This window comes from Dechloromonas denitrificans (assembly GCF_020510685.1).
Classification (GTDB): Bacteria; Pseudomonadota; Gammaproteobacteria; order Burkholderiales; family Rhodocyclaceae; genus Azonexus; species Azonexus denitrificans_A.
In genome coordinates this window covers 1,851,332-1,878,004 of the sequence record NZ_CP075185.1, presented here as the reverse complement: position 1 = coordinate 1,878,004, position 26,673 = coordinate 1,851,332, and the positions used below count along the sequence as shown (strand labels likewise).

Here is a 26,673-nt window from a genome sequence, read left to right as displayed (position 1 = left end):
CATGAATGCCGAAATACTGGTCGTCGAAGACACGCCGGCTTCCCTCGAACTGCTCTCCCAGTTGTTGGCCCACGCCGGCTACACGGTGCGCCCGGCGCTGGAAGGACGGATGGCCTTGCGCTCGGCCCAGGCCAGCCCGCCCGATCTGATACTGCTCGATGTCCGCATGCCCGGGATCGATGGCTACGAAGTCTGTCGACGGCTGAAGGACGACCCGCGGACCCATGACATTCCGGTCATCTTCCTCTCGGCGCTGCGCGAAGCCGGCGACAAGCTGAAGGGCTTCGAGCTGGGAGCAGTCGACTACATCGCCAAACCCTATCAACCGGAAGAAGTGCTGGCCCGGGTACGTACCCATGTCGAACTGCGCCAGCTGCAATCGCGCCTCGAAGAACGCGTCGCGGAGCGGACGGCCCAACTGCTCGCAGCGCAAGCCAGCCTTCACGAGTCGCAAAGCCGGCTGCAGGAACTGGCCGGTTTTCTACAAACCGTCCGGGAAGAGGAACGGGCGGGCATCGCCCGCGAATTGCACGATGAGCTTGGCCAGGCACTCACCGCGTTGCGCATCGACATCGGCTGGCTGAAGGACAAGGCCGGCCAACTCGGACCGTCGGTGGCCGAGCGAGGGGAAGCGGCCTACAGTCTGGTGGAACGGACAATCAACGCAGTGCGCCGGATTTCCGAAGGACTCCGCCCGGGCATGCTCGATGTGCTCGGCCTGGCCGCGGCCATTGAACACCATGTCAGTCAATACCAGGAGCGCACCGGCATCGCCTGTACGCTTGCCATGAACCGCGAGGAATTCGACATCGGCGAACCGCTGGCCACGGCGATTTTTCGGGTAGTCCAGGAATCCTTGACCAACGTCGCGCGGCACGCCGCCGCCGGGCGGGCGAACGTCCAGATCGACGATGGCGAAGACGAAATCCGGCTATGCGTCGACGATGACGGTTGCGGCTTCGACACGACCGGCCACAAGAAAACCTTTGGACTGCTCGGCATGCAGGAAAGAGTCAAAATACTGGGCGGGACTATCGAAATCATCAGCCAACCGGGGCAAGGCACGCGCATCGAGGCCCATTTCCCCAAAGACCGCGAGAGAAAGCAATGATCCGGATATTGATTGCAGACGACCATGACATTCTCCGGGCCGGGCTGAAACACATCCTGCAGGACAGTGGCGACATCGAGGTGGCCGGCGAAGCCTGCGACGGCAACGAAGCGCTCGCCCTGGTCCGTTCCGGGAGTTGGGACGTGCTACTTCTCGACCTGTCGATGCCAGGCAAGAGCGGGATCGAGCTGATCAAGCAGATCAAGAGCGAATTTCCGAAACTGCCCATTCTGATCCTCAGCATGCACAAGGAGGACATCTTCGCCGTCCGCGCCCTCAAGGCCGGCGCCTCCGGCTACCTCTGCAAGGACAATGCGGAAACCCAGCTGGTGCAAGCGATCCGCAAGGTCGCCGGGGGGGGGCTGTTCATCAATCAGGCGGTCGCTGAAAAGCTGGCGATGGAAGCCTTGACCGGCAAGAGCAGCGGCTTGCCGCATACCCGCCTGTCCGACCGCGAGTACCAAGTTTTTCTGTTACTGGCCCGCGGCGAAGGCGTCACCGAAATCGGCCACGCGCTGAATCTGAGCGTCAAGACCGTCAGTACCCACAAAACCCGGATCCAGGAAAAAATGGGGCTGGCCAATTCCGGCGAATTGATCCATTACGCGATCCGGCACAAGCTGGTCCATGGGGAGGACGAACAACCCGATTAAGCGCCATGTTGTAGGAATTTTCCTACCCCAAAAATCAGTATATTTCCGCTTACTTATTTATCTCTCTGCACCCATACTTCGACCAGTGCGACAAATTGCCGCAGGAATATTTTCCCGGCGGCAATAGGGGTAGGAAGTTCAACTTCTCGATTCATGGGAGAGATTCAAATGAAAAAATTTGCAGTCAAATCGACTCTGCTGGCGGTTGCGGCGGGGATCGGCTTCGGCGCAGCCACGTCGGCGTGGGCAGCCGAATCGCTGCAGGACGTGATGAAGCGTCGCGGCCTGAGTCAGCAGGATCTGCTGGCGGCCTCGAAGACCTACGTCCCGACCGGCAAGCGCGACGATTTCGTCGCCTTCAGCTCGGGCGGCCAGTCCGGCCAGGTCATCGTCTACGGCATTCCGTCGATGCGCATCCTCAAGTACATCGGCGTCTTCACGCCGGAACCGTGGCAGGGTTATGGCTTCGATGAAGAATCGAAGGCCGTGCTGCGCCAGGGCAATATCGACGGCAAGGAAATCAACTGGGGCGATACGCACCACCCGGCAATCTCGGAAACCCAGGGCAAGTACGACGGTCAGTTCCTGTTCATCAACGACAAGGCCAATCCGCGCCTCGCCGTGATCGACCTGCGCGACTTCGAGACCAAGCAGATCGTGGTCAATCCGATCTTCAAGTCCGAGCATGGTGGCGCTTTCGTTACCCCGAACACCGACTACATCATCGAAGCCGCCCAGTACGCTTCGCCGCTCGAGAACAAGAAGTTCTTCCCGCTCGAAGAGTTCAACGAGAAGTATCGCGGCGGCATCACCTACTGGAAGTTCGACCGCAAGGAAGGCCGCATCGACGTGAAGAATTCCTTCTCGCTCGAACTGCCGCCTTACTCGCAGGATCTGTCGGATGCCGGTAAAGGCCCGTCCGATGGCTGGTCGTTCACCAACTCCTTCTGTTCCGAGCGTTACGTCGGCGGCATCGAGAAGGGTCGTCCGCCGTATGAAGCCGGTTGCTCCGCCAAGGACACCGACTATCTGCACGTGATCAACTGGAAGAAGGCGGCCGAACTGGTCGCCGCCGGCAAGGCCAAGAAGATCAACGGCCACAATGTGCTGATGATGGAAACCGCGATCAAGGAAGGCATCCTCTTCCTGATTCCGGAACCGAAGTCGCCGCACGGCGTCGACGTCACTCCGGACGGCAAGTTCCTGACCGTCGCCGGCAAGCTCGATACCCACGTTTCCGTCTATTCCTTCGAGAAGATCCAGGCCGCGATCAAGGCCAACAAGTTCGAATCCAAGGATCCGTACGGCATTCCGGTGATCGGCATGAAGGATGCGCTGCATACCCAGGTCCAGCTCGGCCTCGGCCCGCTGCACACCCAGTACGACAGCAAGCCCTGTATCGCCTACACCTCGCTCTATGTCGATTCGCAAGTCGTCAAATGGAATCACTGTGACGGCAAGGTGCTCGACAAGATCTCCGTGCATTACAACATCGGTCACCTGATGACCATGGAAGGTGACTCGGCCGATCCGAAGGGGCGCTATCTGGTGGCGCTGAACAAGCTGTCGATCGATCGTTTCAACCCGGTTGGCCCGCTGCATCCGCAGAACCACCAGTTGATCGACATCAGCAACGACAAGATGCAACTGCTCTACGACATGCCATTGCCGCTGGGTGAGCCGCACTACGTCGTCGCCATCGAAGCGGCCAAGCTGAAGCCGGGCGTTCGTTACAAGGTCGGCACCAACAGCCGTACCGACAAGCCGAATCCGGGCGCGGTCCGGGCCGGTGAGGAACATACCGACAAGAAGGGCAACAAGATCGAAGTCTTCGGTACGCTGATCCGTTCGCACATCACCCCGGAAACGATCGAGGCTGAAGTGGGCGACGAAATCACCGTCCATTTGACCAACCTCGAACGGGCCCAGGACGAAACCCACGGTTTCGCGGTATCGACCTACAACGTCCATGCTTCCATCGAGCCGGGCAAGACGGTGACCGTCAAGTTCAAGGCCGACAAGGAAGGCGTCTATCCGTACTACTGCACCGAGTTCTGTTCCGCTCTCCACCTTGAAATGCAGGGTTACCTGCTGGTCAAGCCGAAGGGCTGGAAGCCGGGCAAGACGCAGGAAAGCGCCAAGGCCAACTACACCGAAGCCGACTATAAGGCGACCGTGAAGAAGGTGGTGGATACCCAGGTCGTCATCGATTCCGTGGTCGGCTACATCACCAGCGTGAATTACAAGGACTTCCCGGATGTCGTGGCAATGGTCGAAGATGCAACCGACCAGCTCAACCGCATGAAGGAAGCCAAGACCAAGCACGAAGCCGCTGCCGCCAAGAAGGACTGGGACCAGGCCAATCTGTGGGCCGAGCAAGTCTGGCAATACCAGGTCAAAGCCGCCGACATCGGTCTGCGTGCCAAAACCTATCTCGAACAGAACGGCGCCAAGAAGGTCAAGTAAGTCCGAAAAGTTGATCTGACTTAAGGCAGGAACCGGGGGGTGGCAATTAACCTACCTTCCGGTTTCTTAAAATAGGGAAAAACCATGAAATTCATTATGTCTCTGATCGCCGCCGCGCTGGTTGCCAGCCCGGTAATCGCTGCTCCGGATGGCGCCAAACTGTTCGCCGAGAAGACCTGCAACGCCTGCCACGGCCCGAAGGGCGACAAGCCGCTGATGCCGAACTACCCGAAAATCGCCGGCCAGAACGCTGCCTACACCGAACAGCAAATGAAGGACATCAAGAGCGGCGCCCGTAACAATGGGCAAACCGCGGCAATGAAAGGCGTCATGCATCTGGTCAATGACGAGGAAATCAAGGCGATATCCGAGTACCTCGTAAAGCTCAAGTAAGACAAAAAGCCCTGCCACCAAGGCGTATGACGTGTATCAAGGAATGCTGATATTGATCCAACGACAATGATTCACGCGTTCCGCTTTACCTGCACACAAAGGACACCACCCATGAAAACATCATTACTACTGATCGGTCTGCTCTCGGCAGGCATCGCCTTTGCCGGACCTCCCGCGCCAAAACATGGCGGCATCGAGAGCAAGGACTACAAATGGAATGCCGACGAGGGCGAAAAATCCGAAGCCCTCAAGCTCAAGGGCGACAAGAAGCGTGGCGAAGAAGCCTATGAAGTCTGTGGCGCCTGTCACCTGCCCTCCGGCGCCGGTCGCCCGGACGGCACCTTCCCGCAACTGGCTGGCCAGCACACGACCGTGCTGATCAAGCAGATGGCCGACATCCGTGCCGGCACCCGCGACAATCCGACGATGTACCCGTTTGCCGCGACGCTGACCGATCCGCAGGAACTGGCCGATGCCGCCGCCTACATCGAAAGCCTGTGCATCCCGATCGAACATGGCAAATACGAAGGTGCCGACGCTGCCACGCAGGTCGCCAAGGGCAAGGAACTGTATGAAAAGCAGTGTCTCGAATGCCACGGCAAGAACGGTGAAGGCGTCAAGGACAAGTTCTACCCGGTGATCGCCGGTCAGCACTACAAGTATCTGTTGCGCCAAATGACTGAAATCCGCGATGGTCACCGCCGCAACGCCAACCCGGACATGGTCAAGATCATCAAGCCCTACACCAACGACCAACTGGTGGCGATTTCCGCCTACCAGTCCAGCCTGGTGATGCCGGGCAACATGTGCAAGCCGAAAGCCGGCAAGAAGAAGTAAGATTTGCCCCGCCTCGAAAAGGCGGAACAGGGAGGGGATGAGTTTGCTGATCAGTGCATGAACTCATTCCCCCTCTTCACCTCCCCATTCAAGTGGGAGGGATAGAGATGCACGAGAACACAAAGAGAGCAGCAAACATGGAAAAGCAGAACAAAATCGTCGGTGGCTTGAGCCTGATCGCCCTGATCGCCTTGATCGCCGCCTATTTCGCGCCGATCTGGTGGGTTTCCCTGACCGCTCCGAATTACCCGCCCGATGCCTTCCCGGACGGCATCCGCATCCACTTCCATTTCGACGGTGTCTATAACGGCTGCACGGCAGCCGGCAAGGGCACGCGAATGGCCGGCGAGATCATCCAGAAGGATCTCGCCCATGAAGACGAACGTTACAACCCGATCACCGACGACAAGAAAGACCTGAACAAGGGCGCCGAAGGTCTCGATTGCGTCCATGAAATGAACACCATCAATCACTACGTCGGGATGTATCCGATCGCTACCGGCGCCCCGGTCGAGAAGCCGCTGGCCAAGTTCTTCTTCGGCTTCTTCGCAGTGATGATGCTGGCCTTCGTGACGACCACCAAGAAAGCCCGCCTGACAACCTTGAGCGCGGGATTCGCCGCCGTGGCGGCGTGGATGATCGTCGATCAATTCGTCATGGGCCACCTGGAAAGCCATGTCCAGGCCTACATGCAGGAATCCGGCACCTTCTTCAAGGACATGGAGCGGATCAAGGTATGGGGCGACAACGTTCGCAATATCTCGAAAGTCGTCATCTTCGGTCTGCTCGCCGTGATGGCGGTTGTCATTGCCGGCGTCGCCAAGATACGGCCCTTCCAGTTGCTGCTCGCCCTGGTCCCCGCCCTGCTGCCGGTCTTTTTCGTCATTACCTACGCCGGCTGGCTGTGGTTCTTCGGCCACAACATGCATCCGTGGGGCGCCTTCACCGTCAAGCCGTTCATGCCGACGGTGTTCGGCGAAGGCAAGGTCGCGCAGTTCTCGACCTTCTCCTATCCGTACTGGGGCTTTGGCCTGCTGGTCATCATTTTCGTCTGCATGATGCTGGCCCTGCTGATCCGTCGCAAGCAACTGCGTGAAGGCAAGGCCGAGTAAGCGGCCATGCGTACACTGAGCAAACTCGGCAAGGTCGGTCTGGCGACGGCACTGATCCTTGCCTTTTCCTCCGGCAACACGCAGCAGGAACGCGGCTCCAATGCCGACCTGAGCACCGCGCCACGGGTCGGCATCGACCGCCCGAAGCAGACTTTCATGCTGCATGAGCGCGACAAGCGGGTGCATGGCCTGAAGCCGTTCCAGGAGCTGGTCGACCAGGCCCCCGAGGGCTCGGTACTCAAGCCGCCACCGGGCATCTATGCCGGACCGGTGGTCATCGACAAGCCGCTGACCATCGAAGGCAATGGGCAGGTCACCATCGATTCCGGCGACAAGGGCACGGTAATGATCCTCAATGCCAGCAACACCGTGCTGCGCGGACTGCACCTGACCGGTTCCGGCGACTCGCACGACACCGACGACTCCTGTCTCGACGTGCGCGGCAACAACAACGTGATCGAGAATATCAAGGCCGACAACTGCCTGTTCGGCCTCGATTTCAAACAGTCGAATCACAATCTGATTCGCGGCAACGAGATCCGCTCCAAGGCTTTCGAACTCGGCGTGCGCGGCGACGGCCTGCGCCTCTGGTACAGCAACGACAACGTGGTCGAAAAGAACCAGATCATCGATTCGCGCGACATGGTCGCCTGGTATTCGCATCGCAACGTCTTTCGCGAGAACCTCGGCCGGCGCAGCCGCTACTCCATTCACTTCATGTTCGCCAACGACAACGTCGTCGAGCGCAATCAGTTCTACGACAACGCGGTCGGTGTCTATTTCATGTACACCGAGGGCGGCGTCGTCCGCGACAACGTGATCTCCCACGCCACCGGCGCCACCGGCATGGGCATCGGCTTCAAGGAAGCCTCGGGAACGATCATCGAAAACAACGAGATCATTTATTGCGGCGTCGGCATCGGCTCCGACCTCTCGCCCTTCCAGCCCGATGCCACGATCGAGATCCGCAACAACCGTCTGGCCTACAACGGCATCGGCATCCTGTTCAACAGCGAGACCGGCGGCAACAACATGGTCGACAACGTCTTCGAGGGCAATCTCACGCAGGTCACCTACGGCGGCCGCGGCGACAACAACAATAATCCGAAGAACTTCTGGCAAGGCAACTACTGGGACGATTACCAGGGTTTCGACCGTGACGGCGACGGCTTCGGCGATCAGACCCACGGCCTGTATTCCTACACCGACCAGATCTGGGTGGAAATGCCGGTCGCCCGCTTTTTCCGTAGTTCGCCGGTCATGGAACTGCTCGACTTTCTCGAACGCCTGGCCCCGTTCTCGGCCCCCGACCTGATTCTGCGTGATGAAAAACCACGCTTCGTCAAACCTGTGAGGGTAGCGCAATCATGAGCGAGAACGAGAAGGACGACGGGCCGGTCGCCGGACCGACGCCCCCGCTTTCCAAAGCCAAACGGCAGACCAACCGCCGCCGTTTCCTGCGCACCGCGCTGCTCACCGGCGGCGTCCTGGGCGCCGCACTCTCCGGTTTCCTGCCGCTGATCTATGCGAAGAAGAAGCGCCTGCGGCCACCCGGCGCGCTCGACGAAAAAGATTTTCTCGGCAGTTGCATCAAATGTGGTCAGTGCGTCCAGGTCTGCCCCGTATCGGCCATCAAGCTGGCCGACCTGGTCGACGGCATGGGCGTCGGCACGCCCTATATCGATCCCCGCCGCCAGGCCTGCGATTTTTCCTGCGATGCGGTGCAGTGCATTCTCGCCTGCCCGACCGGCTCGCTGACCTATCACAAGCCGGATTTCCTGGCAGTGCGGGCCGGTGCCGCGCTCAAGGCCAAGCCGATCCTGCTGGCCAAGGAAAAGGATGCCGAGCCGACGCTGAACATGACCGAGCGGATTGGCGTGGCCCGCCTGAGTCGGCCGGAAGCCTGCCTGGCCACTCAGGGCAAGGGTTTCAAAGGCCAGGCCCGGGGTGCCGATTTCACCGGCGAACTGCGCTATATGGATGTCGATCGCTGGAAGCCGATCAGGGTCAGCGAGCACCCCTACGACGTTCCCGAATGCGACCTCTGTGTGCGGGCCTGCCCGATCAAGGGGGCCATTTCGATCGAAACCGTGATGGCGCCGAATGGCAGCCAGCACAAATCGCCCGTCGTCCATGAACCCTGTGTCGGCTGTGGCGTATGCGAAATGATCTGCCCGGTCGAGCCGGCCTGCATCACCATTGAAGCCGGCGAGGTCTGGAAAATATGAGCGACGTTCTGAAGCGCCGATTTACCGAACAGATCAAAATCATGTTCGGCTGGGAACCGCGGAAGCCGGAGAAAATCACCGAGCGGGCACAGCAAGTGCACATCATGAAGCGGATGACCAACAAGCAGGACTTGCAGGCCACCAAGAGCCACATGCGGGCGCACGAAGTCAAATCGACCAAGTGGCGCAATCGCCGCTGGATCACGTTGATCGCTGCCAACCTGCTGTTCACCCTGTCGTTTTCCCTCGATATCCAGATTCTCGAAGGTGCGCTGACCGCTTCCCGTTTTGTCGGCTTCCACCTGATCGACCTCAACTCGGCCCTGCAGGTCATGCTGGCCCACAAGCACATCATCAACAATCTGATCATCGGGACCGGCACGGTATTGCTGTTGTGGGGACTGCTCGGCGGCCGCACCTTCTGCTCCTGGGTTTGCCCCTACCATCTGCTGGCCGAATGGGCTGAAAAGCTGCACCTTTTCCTCGCCAAGAAGAAGCTGGTCACCGACCAGACCATGGACCGCCGCTTGCGCACCGTGTTCTGGGTCATCTTTGCGCTGCTCGCCCTGGGCACCGGGTACACCGTCTATGAAGCCATTTCGCCGACCGGCATTGTCTCCCGCGCCCTGGTCTATGGTCCCGGCCTGGCCCTGCTCTGGGTACTGGCCCTGCTCTTTTTCGAGGTCTTTTTCTCGCGCCGCGCCTGGTGCCGCTACGCCTGCCCTATCGGCCTGACCTACGGCGTGGTTGGCATCATTTCGCCGGTCCGCATCAAGTACAAGCTCGACGGCTGCTTCCACGAGGGCGATTGCCGCAAAGTCTGTCTGGTGCCGCACGTGCTGGATACCGTCATCAAGGGACGGGCCGTCGATCTCGAAGTTCCCATCGGGCCGGACTGTACCCGTTGCGGACTCTGCGTCGACGCCTGCCCAACCGGTTCGCTGACCTTCGAGGTCAAGGGCCTACAAAAGCTGCTCTGATTTTTGATCAAAATTCAAAGTCGAACGCAGCAGCCTCCCTATAATTGAAGCCATGATCCAGTTCACCAATGTTGCCAAGAATTTCCGCCGGGCTCGCGTGCTCGACGGCATCAACCTCAATATCGGCCTCGGCGAGCGCGTCGCGCTGATCGGCTCGAACGGCGCCGGCAAGACCACCCTGATCCGCTGCCTGCTCGGCGAATACACCTTCGAAGGCAGCGTCAGCATCAACGGCCTCGACCCGCGCAGCAACCGCACCGAGGTGCTCGGCAATATCGGTTTCGTGCCGCAGCTGCCGCCGCCACTGAAAATGCCGGTCGGCCAGCTGATCGAGTTCTCCGCCGCGCTGTGCGGCACCGACCCGCAGCACATCCACCAGATCGCCAAACGGCTCGGGCTGGATCTCGACAGCATTCTCTCCCGGCAATTCGTGCGTCTGTCCGGCGGCATGAAACAGAAGCTGCTGATCGCCATCGCCCTCGGTCGCGACGCTACCGTGCTGGTGATGGATGAGCCGGCCGCCAATCTCGATCCCGAAGCGCGCAAGATTTTCTTCGACCTGCTGGCCGAACGCCTCGACGATGCCACGATGATCATCTCCAGCCACCGTCTCGACGAAGTATCGTCCCTGGTCAATCGGGTGATCGAAATGGATACCGGCAAGGTGGTGCTCGACGACAAGGTCACCGATGCGGTTTCGCTGACCGCCGTCCTCAACTGCCGTATCGTGCTGCAGCGCTTCGAGCCGGCCTTCGCCAAGGCGCTGGACGGCTGGAAATTCACCAGCCGCGACGACAACCGGGTATGGGAAGGCGAAATCGCCGGGCCGGACCGACTGCGTTTCCTCGGCATCGTTTCCCGGTACACCGGGCTGGTCAGCGACCTGTCGCTGGCCGAAACCAAGGCCTGATCATGTGCGATAGCCAGCGCCGCGAATTTCTCGGCCGGCTCGGCATCGGCGGCCTGTTGCTGACGCCGCTCGCCGCCGCCCTGTCCGGCTGCAAAAAGGACGACTGGCCGGAAGGCATGGCCGAAATAAAATGGGACCGCGACACCTGTGTCCGTTGCAGCATGGTCATCTCCGACCGCCGGTTTGCCGCCCAGGTGCGTGGCGGGCCGGATAACACGGTATTCAAATTCGACGATCCCGGCTGCCTGGCCTTCTGGCTGAAGGAGAAGGTCGACCGCTACCCGTGGCTGGCCGACCCAGCCACCCGGATCTGGGTGGCCGACTTCAACAGCAAGAGCCGGGAACAAATGAACTGGCTGGACCCGAAGCGGGCGCATTTCATTACCAAGACCTCGCCGATGGGCTACAACTTCGCTGCCGTCTCCATTCCGATGCCCGGCAGCCTCGATTTCACCGACATGCGCCAGCACACGCTGGCCAAAGGCAAATAAATGAAGCAACTGTGGCTGACTGCCAAACTCGATATCGTCGAATCCCTGCGCGCCCGCTGGTTTCAGATCTACACCCTGGTCTTCGGTGGCATCGTCGCCCTGCTCTTCCTCTTCGGCCTGACCGAATCGCGGGTCCTTGGCTTCATCGGCCTGTCCCGCCTGCTCGTCACCTATATTCAGCTGACCATGGCCATCCTGCCGATTTTCGTCCTGATCACGACGGTCCGTTCGGTGGCCGGCGACCGTGAAGCGGGCGTCTTCGAATACCTGCTGTCGCTGCCCGTCTCGCTCTCCGCCTGGTTCTGGGGCAAGATCGTCGGCCGCTACATCGTTGTCTTCGCCCCGGTTTTTCTGGCCATGCTGGGTGCCGTCGGCTGGGCGACCATTCAGGGCATCGAAGTACCCTGGGAAATGTTCGGCTATTACACCGCCCTGCTCGCCGTGATGGCGATGTGCTTCCTCGGCATCGGCATGCTCATTTCAGCCGTCGCCCGCACCACCGACATGGCGCAAGGTGCCGCCTTCATGGTCTGGCTGGTGCTGCTGCTCTTCCTCGACCTGATCCTGCTCGGCGTGATGATCCAGGGCAAGGTCTCGCCGGAATTCGCCGTCACGCTGGCCCTGGCCAACCCTTTGCAGGTATTCCGGACCGCCGCGCTGGCCCTGTTCGATCCGCAACTGATCGTCCTCGGCCCCTCCGCCTACGTCATTCTCGACCTCTTCGGGGTGGCCGGCTACAAGGTTTTCGCGCTGGCCTACCCGGCGGCGCTCGGCCTGCTCAGTGCTACCATCGGCTACTTCATTTTCCGCCGTGGCGATCTGCCTTGAAAAACCTTCTGTCCGCCCTGGTTCTTGCCCTTTTTTCGACCTTGAGTGCCGCCCAGGAGCAACCCTCCTCGGCCCCGCTGTTCGCCGCCACGCTCAATGATCTCGACGACAAGCCGGTGGCGCTGGAGCGCTACAGGGGCAAGCCGCTGGTCGTCAATTTCTGGGCCCGCTGGTGCGGTCCCTGCCGGGCCGAGATTCCCGAACTGATCAGGTTCCGCGCCGCCCACAAGGGCAAGATCGAGGTCCTCGGCATCGGTATCGAGGACAAGGCCGAACCGGCCAGGGAATTCGCCAAGGCCTACGAAATGGACTATCCGGTCTTCGTCGCCAAGGAAAAAGGCATCCCGCTGATGCAGGCGCTGGCCAATACCAAGGGCGGCCTGCCCTTCACGCTGTTCATCGACCGTAACGGCAAGGTCATCGAGAAGAAACTGGGCCTGATCAAGAAAGCCGATCTCGATGCGGTAACGGAAAAACTGCTGAAAAACTAAGCCGGCTGCATTTTCCGGACATTCAACGCGCTGCGTCATCCGGCGAAACAGAAACGCACCGGCAATCGACGGGGAAATTCCGCCATTACACCAGTCTTGGCAGCCGCAACCACTTCAGCAAGGTCGCGTACAGTCGCTCGGGATCGACCGGCTTGGCAACGAAGTCGTTCATTCCCACCGCCAAACAGCGATCCCTGTCCTCACTGAAGGCATTGGCGGTCATCGCGATGATCGGAATACCGGTCGCCACCGGCAGCTTGCGAATCTGCATTGTTGCTTCCACCCCGCCCATTCTCGGCATTTGCATATCCATCAGAATCAGCTCGTAGGTTTCGGGGCCGGCGCGCGCCATCATCTCGACCGCCACCTGGCCGTCTTCGGCGACATCGACGGCGATGCCGACATCGGCAAGAATCTCCTGGGCGATTTCCTGGTTGATCAGATTGTCTTCGACCAGCAACAGACGCAGCCCGCTGAAGTCCCTAGTCAAAATTCCTTCGGCATTCTCGGTCGTGACCGGTGCAGATTCGACATGAATTTCGTTACAGCGCGCCAGGCTGGCCGAAAACCAGAAAGTGCTACCCGCCCCCGGCGTACTTTCGGCCCCTGCCGCGCCGCCCATCAACTCAGCCAGGCGCCGGGTAATCGCCAGGCCGAGTCCGGTACCACCGAAATTGCGCGTAATTGCTTGGTCGGCCTGCTGGAAAGGCGAAAACAGCCGCGGGATGAGTTCCGAAGAAATGCCGATACCGGTATCAATAACCTCAAAGCGGACGGTCACCCATTCAGGGGTTTCGGCAATGTTCAAGACGCGCAGGGTGACCGATCCGGCTGACGTAAACTTCACGGCATTGCTGGCCAAATTGAGCAATGACTGGGTCAGACGGGTCGGATCGCCACGCAGGCGATGCGGAAACTCGCCGAACTCGGTCCGCAATTGAACGCCCTTGGCCTCAACCACTTCGGTCAGCATCGATGTGACGTTGATGGCGATCGCTCGCACATCGACGTCACGTTCTTCGAGTTGAATCTTGCCCGCTTCGATTTTCGAGAAATCGAGAATGTCGTTGATGATGCCCAGCAAATGGTTGGCGGCGCTCGATATTTTGTTCAGCTTGTCGGCATGCTCCGGGGCGCAGTCCTGTTTGCGAAGCAGATGCGTCAGCCCGATGATGGCATTCATCGGTGTCCGAATTTCGTGACTCATATTGGCAAGGAAGGCGCTCTTTGCCTGCGAGGCGGTGTCGGCGGCGGCCTTCGCCTCGAGCAACGCGGCCTCGGCTTGTTTCCGCTCGGCGACCAACCGCTCCAGATCGGCCTTTTCAAGCACCAATTGCTTGCGTTCCGTCGCATCAAGACAAATGCCCGCCATGCGCAACGGCTTCCCGGAAGTATCGTAGGCGACATCGCCGTAAGCGTAGATCCAGCGAATATCGCCAGCCGGCAGCACAATCCGGTATTCGCTGAACAACGGTTGGCGCTCTTCGAGTGCAGCGGTAAGGCGCTGCTCTGCCTCCGTCCGGTCCTCAGGATGCAGCGCCGCCAGCCAGACCTCGAAGCTGGCCGGAGTGGTAGCGGGATCGAGCCCGAACAGACCAAAGAATCCTTTTGACCAGCTAAGCTTTCCCGTCTGTATATCCCAGTCCCAGGCGCCAGCTCTGGCACAGCGCTCGGCGAGCAACATCCGCTCGTCGGCCAGGCGCAGGTCGGTAATATCGTGCGTCACCGCCAGCATGCACGGCCTCCCTCCCAGGTTGATCACCGTTCCGGAAACCAGCGTGGTGATTACCTTGCCATCCTTGGTATTGAAATCGCATTCAATATTTTCACAGCGGCCGTTTGTCTGGATTGCCTCGATCAGGGGATAACGGAGTTCCCAGTTGTGCCAGATCCCCAGTTCGCGCGAGGTCCGCCCGATGAATTCATCCCGGGACCAGCCGAACACGCGGGTGAAGCTGTCGTTGACTTCGATGTACTGACCTTGGGCAAGGTCGGTGATGCTGACCGGATCGGGGATGGTCTGGAAGGCGGTTCGATAGAGCTCCTCGCTTTCCTTCAACGCTTGACGCCGCCGCTCAAGTTCGGCCACCAGGCGATTGAAACCGCCGACCACTTGATTGACTTCATCCTGCCGGGTTGCGGGCAGCGGGTGCAGCGGCTGATCGCTGTCCGACAACTCGGCCAGGGCCTTCGCCGTCGCCAGGAGCGGCGCGAGCTGGCGCCCCAGCACCCACCAGGTCAGCCCGCCAGCCAGCAAGGTCAGAAAAAGCGTGGCAAGAAAGATACGCTGCTGCAGCGCGATGATCGGCGCGAAAGCGGCGGTTGTTGGCAAGGTCACGGCGGCGTACCAGTCGGCCGTTGGGATTCCCTTGACTGAAGCCAGGATCTCGACCCCGAGCGAGTTGACGAGGACTTCGGAGCCTTCGTGTCCATGAAAAAACCGATCGATTACCGAATTTTCCGTGGGTACGGGAAGAACCTCCATCACGCGTTTTTTGTCGGAAGCCGCAACGATCAAGCGGTGGCGCGGCGCGACAATCAGATAGTTGGCAGAACGCCCGAATTTCGCTCTTTCGGCCCGGTCCAGGAAGTTCGGGCGACTGAGATCGATCACCCCGACCAGGGCACCGATCACCTTGCTGCCGGCCGCCCGAATCGGCACGCCGATGCCGATGATCGGCCGCCCCAGTGTTTTGCCGATCACCGGCTGGCCTATTGTCGCCTTGCCCTCCTTGAGCGGAGTGGCCACATAGTCGCGCTCGAGGTAACTGATATTGCGTCGTTCGACCGATTTCGATACGGCGGCAACCACTTTACCGGTGGGATCGGTAACGAAGGTGCCTCCGTTGAACAGCTCTTGGAAAACCGGCAGAGTTTCGAGTTTCGACTGCGCCGCCGCGACGTTAGCCGGCGAATCCGGATTTATCCTGGTCGATACATCTTCGAGGGCATGCAATCGCCTGTCGAGCTCGTCGTTGATTTCCGTGGCAACCAATGAAACAGTGGAGAACTGTTGATCGCCCAGGAGGGATTGCATGTCCTTGCGTAATAGCACACCGGAATGAAGTGCCAGAGACCAGATGCTCAACAGAAAAATAATCAGCGTCAGCAACGTGATGCGCGTCTTCAGCGAGTTCAGGGAAAACCTGCTGAAGCTGATGTTGTGGCTCATTTCAGTCGTCCTCCTGAAATATCCTATGCCGGAAATTTATCACGTTGCCATAAGACAAATTCCTGACAATTGCTCATTGGACAACCCACAACGCGTAATCATTCGTTTTTTATTTTGCCTTGTGCGGTAATCCGCACCAGGCAAACCGAAAATTCCGGCAATCCGCACAAACGCGCCCCGCCCCCCCCGCCAAATCGGCTGGTATGCCTGAAAAGCGGCCTGGCACGTCTCCTGCGAACGTATTTCGGCAATCCGCACTCGCGGCCCACGAAAATACTGGAGGAGATATCCATGAACAAGTCGATCCGTCTTGCCCTGCTCGCTGCCTTTGGCATCACCGCCCCGCTCGCCGCCCAGGCCCAGGCCCCCGATGTCGTCCGTCTGGGCAACCTGAAGTTCGCCCACTACGGCGCCGTCTCCTACATGAAGGAGGCCTGTGGCAAGTACAACCTGAAGGTCGAGGAACGGATGTTCCCGAAGGGGCCGGACATCATGCCGGCCATCGTCGCCGGCGAGATCGACATCGCCGCGCTGGCTTCCGACGGCGCGATTTCCGGCCGCGCCAACGGCGTGCCGATCTACACTGTGGCCGGCTTTGCCAAGGGTGGCGCACGCATCGTCGCCGGCGTCGATAGCGGCATCAAGTCGCTGGCCGACATGAAGGGCAAGAAGGTCGGCGTCACCCGCGGCGGCGCCCACGAACTGCTGCTCTACGCGGAACTGGAAAAGGCCGGCCTCTCCTGGTCCGACAAGCCGGGCAAGGACGTGCAGATCGTCTTCCTCGCCTTCGCCGACCTCAACCAGGCGCTGGCCGCCAAGCAGATCGACGCGATGTGCCAGTCCGAACCGCAATCCTCGCAGGCCCTGAACAAGAAGTTCGGCGTCGAGATCATGAAGCCCTACACCACCAAGATGGGCGAGCCGGTCCGCCTGCTGGTGATGACCGAGAAGATGTACACCGAGAAGAAGGACGTCGCCCAGCGCCTGATGAAGTGCTTCGTCGAAACCACGGCGCTGTTCAATACCGATACCGCCCTGGCCGAGAAGTACGTCCGCGACTCGATGTTCAAGGGCCAGATCTCCTCGCAGGATTTCCGCGATGCGATGGATAACGCCGACTACACCTACGACGTCAGCCTCGAGCACATCGACACGACCACCGACTTCATGCAGAAGTATGGCGTCGGCCGCATGGCCAAGCCGCCGAAGGCCGCCGAGTGGGTCAAGCTCGACCTGCTGCAGAAGGCCAAGGCCGAGCTGAAGGTGAAGTGAGGACGTCATGCAAAAACTGAAAGACTTCGCCCACGGTGCGCTGGTGCCGGCAATCCTGATCATCCTTTGGGAAGCCGGCTCGCGCTTCGGCCTGTTTTCGGAAGTGCTGCTGCCCTCGCCGACCGCGGTCGCCATCAAATGGTGGGCCTACCTGCTGCCGCTGCAACCGCAGGAAGCCGGCCAGAGCTATCTGGCCTGGCTGTTCTCCGGCGAGATGCTGCATGACGCCTATTCCAGCCTGTTCCGCGTCATTGCCGGTTTCATCATCGGCGCCGGCCTGGCCCTGCCGCTCGGCCTGCTGATGGGCGCCAGCCCGCGCACCTACGACCTGTTCAACCCGCTGATGCAGATCCTGCGTCCGATTCCGCCGATCGCCTACATTCCGCTGGCGATCCTCTGGTTCGGTCTGGGCAATCCGCCGTCCTTCTTCCTGATCGCCATCGGCGCCTTCTTCCCGGTGCTGATGAACACCATCGCCGGCGTCCGGCAGGTGGACGGCATCTACCTGCGGGCGGCGCGCAACCTCGGCGTCAATCAATGGACGATGTTCACCCGCGTCATCCTGCCTGCCGCGACGCCCTACATCCTGGCCGGCGTGCGGATCGGCATCGGTACCGCCTTCATCGTCGTGATCGTTTCCGAGATGATCGCGGTCAATGACGGCCTCGGCTTCCGCATCCTCGAAGCGCGCGAGTTCATGTGGTCGGACAAGATCATCGCCGGCATGATCACCATCGGCCTGCTCGGCCTGCTCATCGACACCGCGGTCAGCCGCCTCAATAACCATCTGCTGCGCTGGCACCGCGGCCTGGAGCACTAACATGGCCCAAATCATCGTCAACAACGTCCAGAAAGTCTTCAAGACGCCGGGCAAGGATGTCGTCGCGCTCAAGGACATCAATCTCGAAATCAAGGCCGGCGAATTCGTCTGCCTGCTCGGCCCCTCGGGCTGCGGCAAGTCGACGCTGCTCAACGCCGTGGCCGGTTTCGCCCTGCCCTCGGCCGGCGAGATCACCGTCGAAGGCAAGAAGATCAGCGGCCCCGGCCCGGATCGCGGCATGGTTTTCCAGGAATACGCGCTGTTCCCGTGGATGACCGTCGGCCAGAACATCGCCTTCGGCCTGGAAGTGCAGAAGAAGGAGAAGGCCGAGATCGACCTCACCGTCAATCAGCTGCTCGAGCTACTGCACCTCAACGACTTCCGCGACCGCTTCCCGAAGGATCTGTCCGGCGGCATGCGCCAGCGCGTCGCCATCGCCCGCGTATTGGCACTCGACTCGCCGATCATGCTGATGGACGAGCCGTTCGGCGCCCTCGATGCGCTGACCCGGCGCAACCTGCAGGATGAATTGCTGCGCATCTGGAACAAGCTCGGCAAGACCATCCTGTTCGTCACCCACTCGATTGAAGAGTCGATCTATCTGGCCGATCGCATCGTCGTGATGACCTATCGCCCGGGGACGGTGAAGCGCGACCAGGTGGTCGACATGCCGCGGCCGCGCGACCCGTCGTCGGCCGCCTTCAATGATCTGAAGCGCGAGCTTGGCCGGCTGGTCATGGAAGAACAGGCGCGCCATGCCAGCGACGAAATGAAGCTGGCGGCAGTCGATTAGAATCCCCCCATTCTGATCAAGGAACTGCCATGACCGCTGGCAAGCCGACCGCCGCCGCTTGATGCCCCTGCGCCCCTTCCGCAAACGCCACCCGGCACTGCAGATCGGCGCAGCGGCATGCTTTTGCCTGCTGCTCGGCTGGCTGAGCTACCGCGCGCTGTTCGGCATCTATCTCGACAACGAGCGACACAGCGCGGCGCAGCGTCTCGATGCCTTCGCGCTGTCGCTCGAAGCCACCCTCTCCCGGCACGAGTCGCTGCCCGGCCTGCTGGCCCTCGATCCCTCGCTGGCGGCCGTGCTGCGCGAACCGGATAACCCGCAGCGCAGCGCTGCCGCCAATGCCTATCTCGAAGCCGTGCAGCAAGGCGCGGCGGTCGCCGTCACCTTCCTGATCGACGCTCAGGGCAACACGCTGGCCGCCAGCAACTGGCGCCTGCCGCGCAGCTTCGTCGGCCACAACTACGCCTTCCGCCCGTATTTTCGCGATGCGCTGAACAATGGCCTCGGCCGTTTCTACGGCGTCGGATTCACCACCGGCGAATCCGGCTATTTCCTTGCCGCCCCGGTGCGCGAGCACGGCAAGGCGCTTGGCGTCATCGTCGTCAAGGTCGGCCTGGAGGCGATGGAACAGGCCTTGATCGGGGCGGGCGACACCCTGTTGCTGGCCGACGCCGACGGCGTGGTTTTCCTCTCCTCCGACCACAAGCTGCGCTACCACACGCTGGCGCCGCTCAGCCCGGCGGCCATTGCCCGGCTCACCGAAACGCGCCAGTACGGCAGCCAGAATTTCGCCCCGCTCGCCAACCGCAGCATCCCGACCACGCCATCCGCCCTGCTCCACCTCGCCCTGCCCGGCGAAGCGGCGCGCGACCGGCTGATCCACGCCCGGGCGGTTGGCGGCCAGGGCTGGCAAGTCGTCCAGCTCGGCGACCCCGGCGAAGCCCGCGCCGCCGCGCTCGGCGCCGCCACCGCCGTCGCCTTTGCCGCCGCCTTCGGCCTTGGCCTGGCCGCCCACTTCCGCCACCGCGCCCGCCGCCGCGAGGAATTGCGCCGGGTCTATGACGAACTCGAAGCGCGCATCGCCGAACGCACCGCCGACCTGACTGAACAGATCGCCGCGCTGGAAAGCACCAAGGCGATCCTGCGCGAAACCCGCGATGCCGCCGTGCAGGCCGGCAAGCTGGCGACGCTCGGCCAGATGTCGGCCGGCATCAGCCACGAGCTGAACCAGCCGCTGGCCGCCCTGCAAACCTTTGCCGACAACGCCAGCGCCCTGCTGGCGCGCGGCCGTTACGAAGAGGTCGGAGAAAACCTGCAGATGATCAGCGACCTGGTCGACCGCACCGGGCGCATCGTCCGCCAGTTGAAGACCTTCGCCCGCAAGGAAGCGCCGACCCCGCAGGCGGTTACCGTGGCCAGCGCCATCGAGCACGCCCTGATAATCGTCGAACCGCGCCGGCGCGAAACGGCCGCCCGCATCGCCGTCGCCCCGGTGGCCAGAAACCTGCAACTGATCGCCGAGGCCGGCCGCCTCGAACAGGTGCTGGTCAACCTGCTGCGCAACGGGCTGGATGCGATGGCCGGGCAGGCTGAACCTTTGCTGGAAATCGATGCCCATGGGATGGGCGACCGGGTCGCCATCGCCGTCCGCGACCATGGCCCCGGCCTGCCCGACGAAGTCCGCGACCACCTGTTCGAACCTTTCTACACCACCAAGCCGGCCGGCGAAGGCCTCGGTCTCGGCTTGGCCATTTCACTGACCATCGTCGAAAGTTACGGCGGCACGCTAAGCGCCCACAATGCGCCCGACGGCGGTGCCGTTTTCGTGCTGACGTTGCCTGCCGCAGGAGAACCCGATGCCCCATCTGACGCTTGAATACAGCCGCAACCTGAGCAATTTCAACCCGATGCGCGCGCTGCTCGCGCTCAACACGGCGATGTTCGATTCCGGGCTGTTCAGCGAGCCGGACATCAAGAGCCGGGCCATTGCGCTGGAAACCTTCCTAGTCGGCATCAGCCCGACCCCGCGCGGCTTCGCCCACGTCCGCATCGCGCTGCTCTCCGGGCGCAGTGACGAGGAACGCAAGGAACTGGCCGATGCCGTCCTGGCCGCGCTGAGCGCCACCATCGACCGGCACAACCGGGCGGAAATCCAGCTCAGCGTCGAAACCACCGAACTCGACCGGGCCAGCTACGCCAAGGCCGTGATCAATGGCTGACTTCCCGGTTTTTCTCGTCGAGGACGATGCGGCGGTGCGCAAAGGCTGCGAACAGGCGCTGTCGATCGCCGACATCCCGGTGCGCGGCTTTGCCGACGGCGAAAGCATGCTCGCCGCGCTGGCCAGCGCCAGCCCGGCACTGGTCGTCAGCGATGTCCGCCTGCCCGGCCGCGACGGCCTGACCTTGCTGCGCGAACTGCGCCAGTACGACCGCGAACTGCCGGTGCTGCTGATCACCGGCCATGGCGACGTGGCGATGGCCGTCGAGGCGATGCGCGAAGGCGCCCACGACTTCATCGAAAAGCCCTTCCCCTCCGAACGGCTGGTCGCCGCCGTGCGCAGCGCGCTGGAAAAGCGGGCGCTAATTGTCGAAAACCGCCAGCTCAAGGAACGCCTCGGCCACGGCATCAACCAGATCGTCGGCCAGTCGCCGGCCATCCAGCACATCCGCCGCCTGGTCGCCACGCTGGCGCCGACCGGCGTCGATATCCTGATCAATGGCGAAACCGGCAGCGGCAAGGAAGTCATCGCCCGCGCCATCCACGAAGCGAGCGGCCGACGCGGCCCGTTCGTCGCCATCAACTGCGGCGCGCTGCCGGAAACGGTCTTTGAAAGCGAGCTGTTCGGCCACGAAGCCGGTGCCTTCACCGGTGCCGGCAAGCGGCGCATCGGGCGCATCGAACACGCCAATGGCGGCACGCTGTTTCTCGACGAAATCGAATCGATGCCACTCAACCTGCAGGTCAAGCTGCTGCGTGTGCTGCAGGAACGCAGCGTCGAGCGCCTGGGCAGCAACACGACGACGCCCGTCGATTGCCGCCTGGTTGCCGCCAGCAAGACCGATCTCAAGGCCGCTTCGGCGGCCGGCCAGTTCCGCGCCGATCTCTATTACCGGCTCAACGTCGTCAGTATCGACCTGCCGCCACTGCGCGAACGGCGCGACGACATTCCGCTGCTGATCGCCCTGTTTCTCCAGGAAGCCGCCCTGCGCTACCAGCGCCCGCCCGCCACCTGGACGCCGGCCGACCTCGCCCGCTGGACGGCACACGACTGGCCCGGCAACGTCCGCGAACTGAAAAACGTCGCCGACCGCTGGGCGCTCGGCCTGCCCGACGCGCTGACGAGCAGCGCCGCGCCGGCGGGCACCGGCCTGTCGCTGGCCGAGCAGGTCGATGCGGCGGAAAAACGCAGCATCGAGAACGCGCTCAAAAGCTGCGCCGGCAACGTCGCCCAGACCGCCGAACTGCTGCAGACCCCGAAAAAGACGCTGTACGACAAGCTGACCAAGCACGGCATCGTCGCCGAGCGGTTTCGCGCCTGACTAAAGCGCGAAATCTCTTTCCGGCTCACCACCGGTTCGCACCGGCGACGAGCACTCAAAATCAGCTTGGGCTATAACGCTCCAACCAGTGCGCATAAGGTGCCGGCAATACCCAGGAAGGTTTCTCTTCTTTGAGCGCCAGCGCCGCGTGATACGACCAGTGCGGATTTGCCAGGTGAGCGCGGCCAATCATGACCAAATCCATCTGCTGGTCGGCAACGACGCGGTCGGCGATGGCCGGCACGTCGATACACCAGGAGGAAGCAACGGGCAGCCCCGCTGCACTGCGCACTTTCTCGGCAATTGGCGCGAGGAAAGCAGGCCCCCAGGGCACCTTGGCTTTCAGCGTCGAGAAGCCGACGCTGACATTGAGCATGTCCAAGCCGGCTTTACGGAACGCGATTGCCAGTTCGATCGACTCGGCCAGCGTTTCCGCATCCCGGCCGTCATATTCGATCACCCCAAAGCGGGCGGTCAGTGGCAAGTGCTCTGGCCAAACCTCGCGAACCGCGGACAGGGTTTCGAGAAGGAAGCGGCTGCGCCCCGCGAAGTCGCCACCGTACTGGTCGGTGCGCTGATTGGCATGGACCGAGAAGAAGCTCTGCGCCAGATAGCCATGGGCGAAATGAAGCTCCAGCCATTCAAACCCGGCATCGCGGGCGCGGCATGCCGCCGCCACGAAATCATCACGAATTCGAGCGATGTCATCGAGCGTCATCTCCTTGGGGACTTTCGGCAGATTCGCCCCGAACGCGACAGCTGACGGTGAAAGCGTCGCCCAGGCACGCGGGTCGTCTTCGGCAATGTGGTCATCGCCTTCCCAAGGACGGTTGGCGCTGGCCTTGCGGCCGGCGTGACCGATTTGAATCCCCGGCACCGCACCACCGGCCTTGATTGCTGCCGCAATTTTAGCGAGCCCGGCCGCCTGTTCGTCGTTCCACAGACCCAGGCACGCCGGCGTTATGCGACCTTCCGGGGCGACCCCGGTAGCCTCGACGATAACCAGGCCCGCGCCACCTCGGGCCAGACTGGCGTAATGAACTGCGTGCCAATCATTCGTCAGGCCATCTACGGCGCTGTACTGGCACATCGGCGGAATGGCGATGCGATTGCGCAGGGTAACGTCTTTGAGTTTGAAGCTGGAAAACAATGCGGACATGAAATTGACCTCTTGAAGCGGTTAGGGCAGCTCAACGATGCAGAAGTAATCGGGCTCATCGAACAGCAGGCTCATGAACACTCGCCCGGGATTGCAGGCAAGGCATGCGCGGATGTCTTCGACTTGGCCGGGCAGTTCATCGACACCGAGCTCAAAAACGCGGTTGCCTTCGCTGATGATGTCGTGGAGCAGATCTTCGGCGCTCGCGTAACCATCGGTATCGGTTTGAACTGTCCCGTAAGTGTATTTCTCGGGGCTGCCGTGACTAGGGACGAGGGAGGCGAGATAGAACATCGGGAAAAGCCTTGTAAGTTGAGCAGGAACTATAGCGCGTCTATGTCTGACTTCGGCAACTGGCCGGCAACCGCTACGACGTAAGCGTCATTAACGCCCCGCCGTCAGTGCTCAGCCGCCCAAGGCGGTAGCGGGAGACTGCCGTCCGGCATCATGATGTCGGCAAATGCCTGAGCCAGCAAGGTCGGCTGGAGCGGAAGTAGCAAGGCGCAGGAGGATTTTGCATCTTCATCCTCTAGCGGTATGTAGGTGACTCCCTGGCCCCCGAGTGTCGTCATTCGTTCAGGAACAATGGCAATCCCCAGTTTGGCGGCGACGAGATTCAACATCGAAGTCTTCGGCGAGACTATCCGGGCCTTATTGGGAACAAACCCGCGTTTCAAGCAGAGGTCGGTTACCACCCGTGCCAAACCGCCCCGCTCATGGTAGACCGCCGACACGAACAACTCCTGCTGCAAGCTGGCGACGGTGGCGCTTTCCTGCTGCGCCAGCGGATGCTCATCAGGCAGAGCCAACCACAAGCGCTCGGCCGGCAGTTCGATAAAACGAACCCGCGAATCCCGCCGCAACACGGGTAACCGGATAACGCCGACATCGGCGTTGCCATTGGCAACCAAAGAAACCTGCTGCTCGGAAGATGCCCGGTCCAGGTTGATTCGAGCCTTCGAGCAAACAGCCATGAAATGCGTGAACGCCGGCATCAGGCTAGCGGCTGGAATTGTGCTGGAGTGAAGCAATCTCAGCACACCGGCCTCCCCGCGGGCCAATTGTAGACCTTCCTCGGCGGCTGCAGCCAGCGTAATCGGGATGGAGCTGACCCGGTCCCGGTAGGCTGCGCCAGCGGGGGTCAGTCGCACGCCTCTCGGCTCCCGCTCAAACAGGATAAAGCCGAGCTCTTCCTCCAGTTGTGAAATCTGCCTGCTCAGTGCGGATTGAGCAATGAACAGCGTCGCAGCCGCTTGGGTGAAGCCACCGAAGTCGGCGACGGTCACGAAATACTGGATTTGCTTGAAGCTAGGCATGCCGATATGAGATGGATTGGTGGCTAAATTGGCATTTGTTTTATACCGCACCGCTTAACAAAATGGAACCTCAACATTTTTTGCGGAGAAACCCGATATGACCGAAACGCTTGAAGCCTTGCTGCATGAATTGGAAGAATACGGCGCCAGCAACGATGCCGTCATTGCCGAGCGCCCTCGCCGGATGCTCAACATTACGCACGACACCGGAGAATTCCTTTCGGTCCTGGTCCGGGCAAGCGATGCCCGGCGGGTGCTTGAAATCGGAACCTCCAACGGTTATTCCACCTTATGGCTTGCCGAGGCAGCGCTTGCGGTTGGCGGGAGCGTGACTACCGTCGAATTTTCAGATTTCAAACTGCAACTGGCCGCCAAGAGTTTCGAGCGCTCCGGCATCGCTCATGCCATCACCCAGATTCGCGGAGAGGCGGGGGAGTTTCTGCGAACCGCATCCGAATCCAGCTTCGACATCGTATTTCTGGACTCGGAACGCGCCGAATATCCAGCATGGCTGGCCGACCTAAAGCGGATTCTGCGCGCTGGCGGTTTGCTTGTGGTCGATAACGCCATTTCTCATGCGACCGAAATGACATCCTTCATGGAGCAGGTAAAAGGCGACGCTGACTTCACCACCTGCACCGTGCCGGTTGGCAACGGTGAGTTTCTTGCAACCCTTCAGAGGAGCTCCGGATAAACCGAGCACCAGCGGATCGTCTCGCCCACCGGCCGTCCTTCAAATACGCCGCATTGCTTGATGAAACTCATCCGATCAATCCTGGTCCGATCAGGATGAGTTCTTCGGCCTGGATCAACAGGTTGCCGAGTATCGTATTCAAACAGTGGCCAACGCTAATGGATACATTGGTCACTGCCAAATATCGAGGCGCATATGAAATCTGTGCTTGCACTGCTAATGGCAACATCGGCACTTTCCGGCAATTTGCCGGCATATGCCGAGGACCTCACCGACCCACGACAGATCGTGAACTTGTTGCCAGCCGAGAGGGTTTGGATGCTCGGTGAAATGCGCACCAACCTAAATACAATTTCCACAATTTTGACTGCCCTTTCAAGCGGAAACGCCGAACAAGCGCGAAATGCCGCATTGGATCGAGGAACGGTTCGTCTAAACGACCCGGAAAGAAAGAAAATCAGCGAAAAGGCGCCCGATGGCTGGAAGCCGTTATCGAAAAATATCCACCAAGGCTTTGATTCGATAGCCAAAAGCATAGGCGCTGGCGCGCCTCAATCGCAGACGCTGTCGCAACTGGGTAGCCTGATGCAGAATTGCGTGGCCTGTCATGCTGCTTACCGAGTTTCTGAGAACGACTGAGAGGCTGTTCACAATCGACTGCCATGCTTCGTTCTCGATTCGCCAAGGGTTCTCGAGCAAATTTTGAGTAACCAGGCAAGCATACTTTCGCCCTATTCGGCCGCAGCGATCTTCTCCAGCAGCAAGGGCTTGATCTGTTCCAGCCAGGTAGCGAGGCGCTCGTCGGTATGCATGCCTTGCGTCCGCTGATCGATCACCAGTCCGACGAAGCGGCCGTCGACCACGGCCGCAGAATGCTGGAAGGTATAACCGTCGGTACTCCAGTCACCGACGATTTCCGCGCCGAAATCCGTGAAGACCTGGTGCAGCGCGCGTAGCGAGCTGGCAAAGCGGTCGGCGTAACGTTCCTGTGCGCCGAGACCGAAGAAGGCGATGCGTTTGCCGGAGAAATTCGGGTTTTGCATCTTGACCAGGAATTCTTCCCAGTTGGGCTCGAGACAGCCGGCGCTAAGCCCGGGAATCTCGCCCTCGCCATAGCTCGGCGTGCCGAGTATCAGGGCGTCGTACTGCAGCATTTCTTCCGGGGTGATGCGATTGACGTTGAGCGGTTTGCTGGCGATCTCGTCGCCGAGCATCTTCTGCAGCTTCTTGGCGATCAGCCGGGTCGTTCCGGTTTCGGTTCCGAAAAATATTCCGATTTTTTTCATGGCGGATGGCGGTCATGGTTTGAATGAAACCGATGTCACGCAATTGATATGCCACGCTCAGGCGCTGGGTTTTCCGGCCGTTTTCCCGACTGGCCGGCGATCAATGTCGGCTTTCCGACAC

26 protein-coding genes are annotated in these 26,673 nt (G+C 60.9%); 21 read left to right on the top strand and 5 right to left on the bottom strand.

Annotated features, from left to right (window positions below; translation table 11 throughout):
- Nucleotide 1 precedes the first annotated feature (1 nt).
- From KI611_RS09080 to KI611_RS09020, 13 genes are all read left to right on the top strand, one after another.
- Nucleotides 2-1,111, top strand: coding sequence for a response regulator (locus tag KI611_RS09080; protein WP_226419497.1), 1,110 nt, complete (start codon nt 2-4; stop codon nt 1,109-1,111).
- Nucleotides 1,108-1,764 carry a response regulator transcription factor gene (locus KI611_RS09075; protein ID WP_226419496.1) on the top strand — a complete coding sequence of 219 codons (657 nt, stop codon included), beginning with the start codon at nt 1,108-1,110 and terminating at the stop codon, nt 1,762-1,764. Before KI611_RS09080 ends, KI611_RS09075 begins: the two co-directional genes overlap by 4 nt.
- A 168-nt stretch (nt 1,765-1,932) precedes the next feature.
- Entirely contained in the window at nt 1,933-4,230 is a 2,298-nt protein-coding gene (gene nosZ / locus KI611_RS09070; RefSeq protein WP_226419495.1) for a Sec-dependent nitrous-oxide reductase, read from the top strand.
- Nucleotides 4,231-4,314: 84 nt separating this feature from the next.
- Nucleotides 4,315-4,623, top strand: coding sequence for a c-type cytochrome (locus KI611_RS09065; RefSeq protein ID WP_226419494.1), 309 nt, complete (start codon nt 4,315-4,317; stop codon nt 4,621-4,623).
- Between the two features lie 111 nt (nt 4,624-4,734).
- A complete protein-coding gene (locus KI611_RS09060; protein WP_226419493.1) occupies nt 4,735-5,460 on the top strand; it encodes a c-type cytochrome in 726 nt (241 codons plus the stop codon).
- A gap of 137 nt (nt 5,461-5,597) precedes the next feature.
- On the top strand, nt 5,598-6,572 hold the full coding sequence (locus tag KI611_RS09055; protein ID WP_226419492.1) for a hypothetical protein: 975 nt from the start codon (nt 5,598-5,600) through the stop codon (nt 6,570-6,572).
- 6 nt (nt 6,573-6,578) lie between these two features.
- Complete coding sequence (nosD, locus tag KI611_RS09050; RefSeq protein WP_226419491.1) at nt 6,579-7,943, top strand: nitrous oxide reductase family maturation protein NosD; 1,365 nt, start codon at nt 6,579-6,581, stop codon at nt 7,941-7,943.
- Complete coding sequence (locus KI611_RS09045) at nt 7,940-8,800, top strand: 4Fe-4S dicluster domain-containing protein (protein ID WP_226419490.1); 861 nt, start codon at nt 7,940-7,942, stop codon at nt 8,798-8,800. The genes nosD and KI611_RS09045 overlap by 4 nt, the downstream gene beginning before the upstream one ends.
- The gene (locus KI611_RS09040) at nt 8,797-9,780 is read left to right on the top strand and encodes a NapH/MauN family ferredoxin-type protein (RefSeq protein WP_226419489.1); all 984 of its coding nucleotides are present in this window, start codon (nt 8,797-8,799) and stop codon (nt 9,778-9,780) included. Before KI611_RS09045 ends, KI611_RS09040 begins: the two co-directional genes overlap by 4 nt.
- A gap of 52 nt (nt 9,781-9,832) precedes the next feature.
- Nucleotides 9,833-10,690: an ABC transporter ATP-binding protein gene (locus KI611_RS09035; RefSeq protein WP_226419488.1), complete on the top strand. Its 858-nt coding sequence runs from the start codon at nt 9,833-9,835 to the stop codon at nt 10,688-10,690.
- 2 nt (nt 10,691-10,692) lie between these two features.
- Nucleotides 10,693-11,181 (top strand): hypothetical protein, encoded by a 489-nt coding sequence (locus KI611_RS09030; RefSeq protein ID WP_226419487.1) that lies wholly within the window; start codon nt 10,693-10,695, stop codon nt 11,179-11,181.
- The gene (locus KI611_RS09025) at nt 11,182-12,009 is read left to right on the top strand and encodes an ABC transporter permease (RefSeq protein WP_226419486.1); all 828 of its coding nucleotides are present in this window, start codon (nt 11,182-11,184) and stop codon (nt 12,007-12,009) included.
- Nucleotides 12,006-12,500, top strand: coding sequence for a TlpA family protein disulfide reductase (locus KI611_RS09020; protein ID WP_226419485.1), 495 nt, complete (start codon nt 12,006-12,008; stop codon nt 12,498-12,500). Before KI611_RS09025 ends, KI611_RS09020 begins: the two co-directional genes overlap by 4 nt.
- Nucleotides 12,501-12,585: 85 nt before the next feature.
- Here the strand turns inward: KI611_RS09020 and KI611_RS09015 are convergent, their stop codons facing one another.
- A complete protein-coding gene (locus KI611_RS09015) occupies nt 12,586-15,672 on the bottom strand; it encodes a hybrid sensor histidine kinase/response regulator (protein WP_226419484.1) in 3,087 nt (1,028 codons plus the stop codon).
- A gap of 291 nt (nt 15,673-15,963) precedes the next feature.
- Between KI611_RS09015 and KI611_RS09010 the strand changes: the two genes are divergently transcribed.
- The 6 genes from KI611_RS09010 to KI611_RS08985 all read left to right on the top strand — a co-directional run bounded on the left by KI611_RS09010 (nt 15,964) and on the right by KI611_RS08985 (nt 22,097).
- Nucleotides 15,964-16,944, top strand: a complete 981-nt coding sequence (locus KI611_RS09010; protein ID WP_226419483.1) for an ABC transporter substrate-binding protein — start codon at nt 15,964-15,966, stop codon at nt 16,942-16,944.
- Between the two features lie 7 nt (nt 16,945-16,951).
- Complete coding sequence (locus tag KI611_RS09005; RefSeq protein WP_226419482.1) at nt 16,952-17,764, top strand: ABC transporter permease; 813 nt, start codon at nt 16,952-16,954, stop codon at nt 17,762-17,764.
- A 1-nt stretch (nt 17,765) separates the two neighbouring features.
- Entirely contained in the window at nt 17,766-18,557 is a 792-nt protein-coding gene (locus KI611_RS09000) for an ABC transporter ATP-binding protein (RefSeq protein ID WP_226419481.1), read from the top strand.
- A 61-nt stretch (nt 18,558-18,618) separates the two neighbouring features.
- A complete protein-coding gene (locus tag KI611_RS08995; RefSeq protein ID WP_226419480.1) occupies nt 18,619-20,433 on the top strand; it encodes a sensor histidine kinase in 1,815 nt (604 codons plus the stop codon).
- On the top strand, nt 20,414-20,776 hold the full coding sequence (locus KI611_RS08990) for a 5-carboxymethyl-2-hydroxymuconate Delta-isomerase (protein WP_226419479.1): 363 nt from the start codon (nt 20,414-20,416) through the stop codon (nt 20,774-20,776). The genes KI611_RS08995 and KI611_RS08990 overlap by 20 nt, the downstream gene beginning before the upstream one ends.
- Complete coding sequence (locus tag KI611_RS08985; RefSeq protein ID WP_226419478.1) at nt 20,769-22,097, top strand: sigma-54-dependent transcriptional regulator; 1,329 nt, start codon at nt 20,769-20,771, stop codon at nt 22,095-22,097. Before KI611_RS08990 ends, KI611_RS08985 begins: the two co-directional genes overlap by 8 nt.
- Before the next feature lie 61 nt (nt 22,098-22,158).
- On the opposite strand, the gene KI611_RS08980 is transcribed toward KI611_RS08985, so the two are convergent.
- The 3 genes from KI611_RS08980 to KI611_RS08970 all read right to left on the bottom strand — a co-directional run bounded on the left by KI611_RS08980 (nt 22,159) and on the right by KI611_RS08970 (nt 24,572).
- A complete protein-coding gene (locus KI611_RS08980) occupies nt 22,159-23,256 on the bottom strand; it encodes an NADH:flavin oxidoreductase/NADH oxidase (RefSeq protein ID WP_226419477.1) in 1,098 nt (365 codons plus the stop codon).
- A gap of 21 nt (nt 23,257-23,277) precedes the next feature.
- Nucleotides 23,278-23,550 (bottom strand): hypothetical protein, encoded by a 273-nt coding sequence (locus tag KI611_RS08975; protein ID WP_226419476.1) that lies wholly within the window; start codon nt 23,548-23,550, stop codon nt 23,278-23,280.
- Between the two features lie 104 nt (nt 23,551-23,654).
- On the bottom strand, nt 23,655-24,572 hold the full coding sequence (locus KI611_RS08970; protein ID WP_226419475.1) for a LysR family transcriptional regulator: 918 nt from the start codon (nt 24,570-24,572) through the stop codon (nt 23,655-23,657).
- A 97-nt stretch (nt 24,573-24,669) separates the two neighbouring features.
- Between KI611_RS08970 and KI611_RS08965 the strand changes: the two genes are divergently transcribed.
- On the top strand, nt 24,670-25,266 hold the full coding sequence (locus KI611_RS08965) for an O-methyltransferase (protein WP_226419474.1): 597 nt from the start codon (nt 24,670-24,672) through the stop codon (nt 25,264-25,266).
- A 195-nt stretch (nt 25,267-25,461) separates the two neighbouring features.
- Nucleotides 25,462-25,905, top strand: a complete 444-nt coding sequence (locus tag KI611_RS08960; protein WP_226419473.1) for a hypothetical protein — start codon at nt 25,462-25,464, stop codon at nt 25,903-25,905.
- A 92-nt stretch (nt 25,906-25,997) separates the two neighbouring features.
- Here KI611_RS08960 and KI611_RS08955 read toward each other — a convergent pair whose 3' ends face one another.
- Nucleotides 25,998-26,552 (bottom strand): flavodoxin, encoded by a 555-nt coding sequence (locus KI611_RS08955; protein WP_226419472.1) that lies wholly within the window; start codon nt 26,550-26,552, stop codon nt 25,998-26,000.
- Nucleotides 26,553-26,673: the final 121 nt, after the last annotated feature.

What these genes read in the sequence shown, in the direction of transcription:
- KI611_RS09045 (WP_226419490.1), top strand. Translation starts at nt 7,940, where the DNA reads ATGAGCGAGAACGAGAAGGACGACGGGCCGGTCGCCGGACCGACGCCC.
- KI611_RS09035 (WP_226419488.1), top strand. Translation starts at nt 9,833, where the DNA reads ATGATCCAGTTCACCAATGTTGCCAAGAATTTCCGCCGGGCTCGCGTG.
- KI611_RS09030 (WP_226419487.1), top strand. Translation starts at nt 10,693, where the DNA reads ATGTGCGATAGCCAGCGCCGCGAATTTCTCGGCCGGCTCGGCATCGGC.
- nosZ (WP_226419495.1), top strand. Translation starts at nt 1,933, where the DNA reads ATGAAAAAATTTGCAGTCAAATCGACTCTGCTGGCGGTTGCGGCGGGG.
- KI611_RS09080 (WP_226419497.1), top strand. Translation starts at nt 2, where the DNA reads ATGAATGCCGAAATACTGGTCGTCGAAGACACGCCGGCTTCCCTCGAA.
- nosD (WP_226419491.1), top strand. Translation starts at nt 6,579, where the DNA reads ATGCGTACACTGAGCAAACTCGGCAAGGTCGGTCTGGCGACGGCACTG.
- KI611_RS09075 (WP_226419496.1), top strand. Translation starts at nt 1,108, where the DNA reads ATGATCCGGATATTGATTGCAGACGACCATGACATTCTCCGGGCCGGG.
- KI611_RS08990 (WP_226419479.1), top strand. Translation starts at nt 20,414, where the DNA reads ATGCCCCATCTGACGCTTGAATACAGCCGCAACCTGAGCAATTTCAAC.
- KI611_RS09010 (WP_226419483.1), top strand. Translation starts at nt 15,964, where the DNA reads ATGAACAAGTCGATCCGTCTTGCCCTGCTCGCTGCCTTTGGCATCACC.
- KI611_RS09005 (WP_226419482.1), top strand. Translation starts at nt 16,952, where the DNA reads ATGCAAAAACTGAAAGACTTCGCCCACGGTGCGCTGGTGCCGGCAATC.
- KI611_RS08955 (WP_226419472.1), bottom strand. Translation starts at nt 26,552, where the DNA reads ATGAAAAAAATCGGAATATTTTTCGGAACCGAAACCGGAACGACCCGG.
- KI611_RS09000 (WP_226419481.1), top strand. Translation starts at nt 17,766, where the DNA reads ATGGCCCAAATCATCGTCAACAACGTCCAGAAAGTCTTCAAGACGCCG.
- KI611_RS08985 (WP_226419478.1), top strand. Translation starts at nt 20,769, where the DNA reads ATGGCTGACTTCCCGGTTTTTCTCGTCGAGGACGATGCGGCGGTGCGC.
- KI611_RS09060 (WP_226419493.1), top strand. Translation starts at nt 4,735, where the DNA reads ATGAAAACATCATTACTACTGATCGGTCTGCTCTCGGCAGGCATCGCC.
- KI611_RS08995 (WP_226419480.1), top strand. Translation starts at nt 18,619, where the DNA reads ATGCCCCTGCGCCCCTTCCGCAAACGCCACCCGGCACTGCAGATCGGC.
- KI611_RS09015 (WP_226419484.1), bottom strand. Translation starts at nt 15,672, where the DNA reads ATGAGCCACAACATCAGCTTCAGCAGGTTTTCCCTGAACTCGCTGAAG.
- KI611_RS08975 (WP_226419476.1), bottom strand. Translation starts at nt 23,550, where the DNA reads ATGTTCTATCTCGCCTCCCTCGTCCCTAGTCACGGCAGCCCCGAGAAA.
- KI611_RS09065 (WP_226419494.1), top strand. Translation starts at nt 4,315, where the DNA reads ATGAAATTCATTATGTCTCTGATCGCCGCCGCGCTGGTTGCCAGCCCG.
- KI611_RS09055 (WP_226419492.1), top strand. Translation starts at nt 5,598, where the DNA reads ATGGAAAAGCAGAACAAAATCGTCGGTGGCTTGAGCCTGATCGCCCTG.
- KI611_RS08980 (WP_226419477.1), bottom strand. Translation starts at nt 23,256, where the DNA reads ATGTCCGCATTGTTTTCCAGCTTCAAACTCAAAGACGTTACCCTGCGC.
- KI611_RS09040 (WP_226419489.1), top strand. Translation starts at nt 8,797, where the DNA reads ATGAGCGACGTTCTGAAGCGCCGATTTACCGAACAGATCAAAATCATG.
- KI611_RS08960 (WP_226419473.1), top strand. Translation starts at nt 25,462, where the DNA reads ATGAAATCTGTGCTTGCACTGCTAATGGCAACATCGGCACTTTCCGGC.
- KI611_RS08970 (WP_226419475.1), bottom strand. Translation starts at nt 24,572, where the DNA reads ATGCCTAGCTTCAAGCAAATCCAGTATTTCGTGACCGTCGCCGACTTC.
- KI611_RS09025 (WP_226419486.1), top strand. Translation starts at nt 11,182, where the DNA reads ATGAAGCAACTGTGGCTGACTGCCAAACTCGATATCGTCGAATCCCTG.
- KI611_RS08965 (WP_226419474.1), top strand. Translation starts at nt 24,670, where the DNA reads ATGACCGAAACGCTTGAAGCCTTGCTGCATGAATTGGAAGAATACGGC.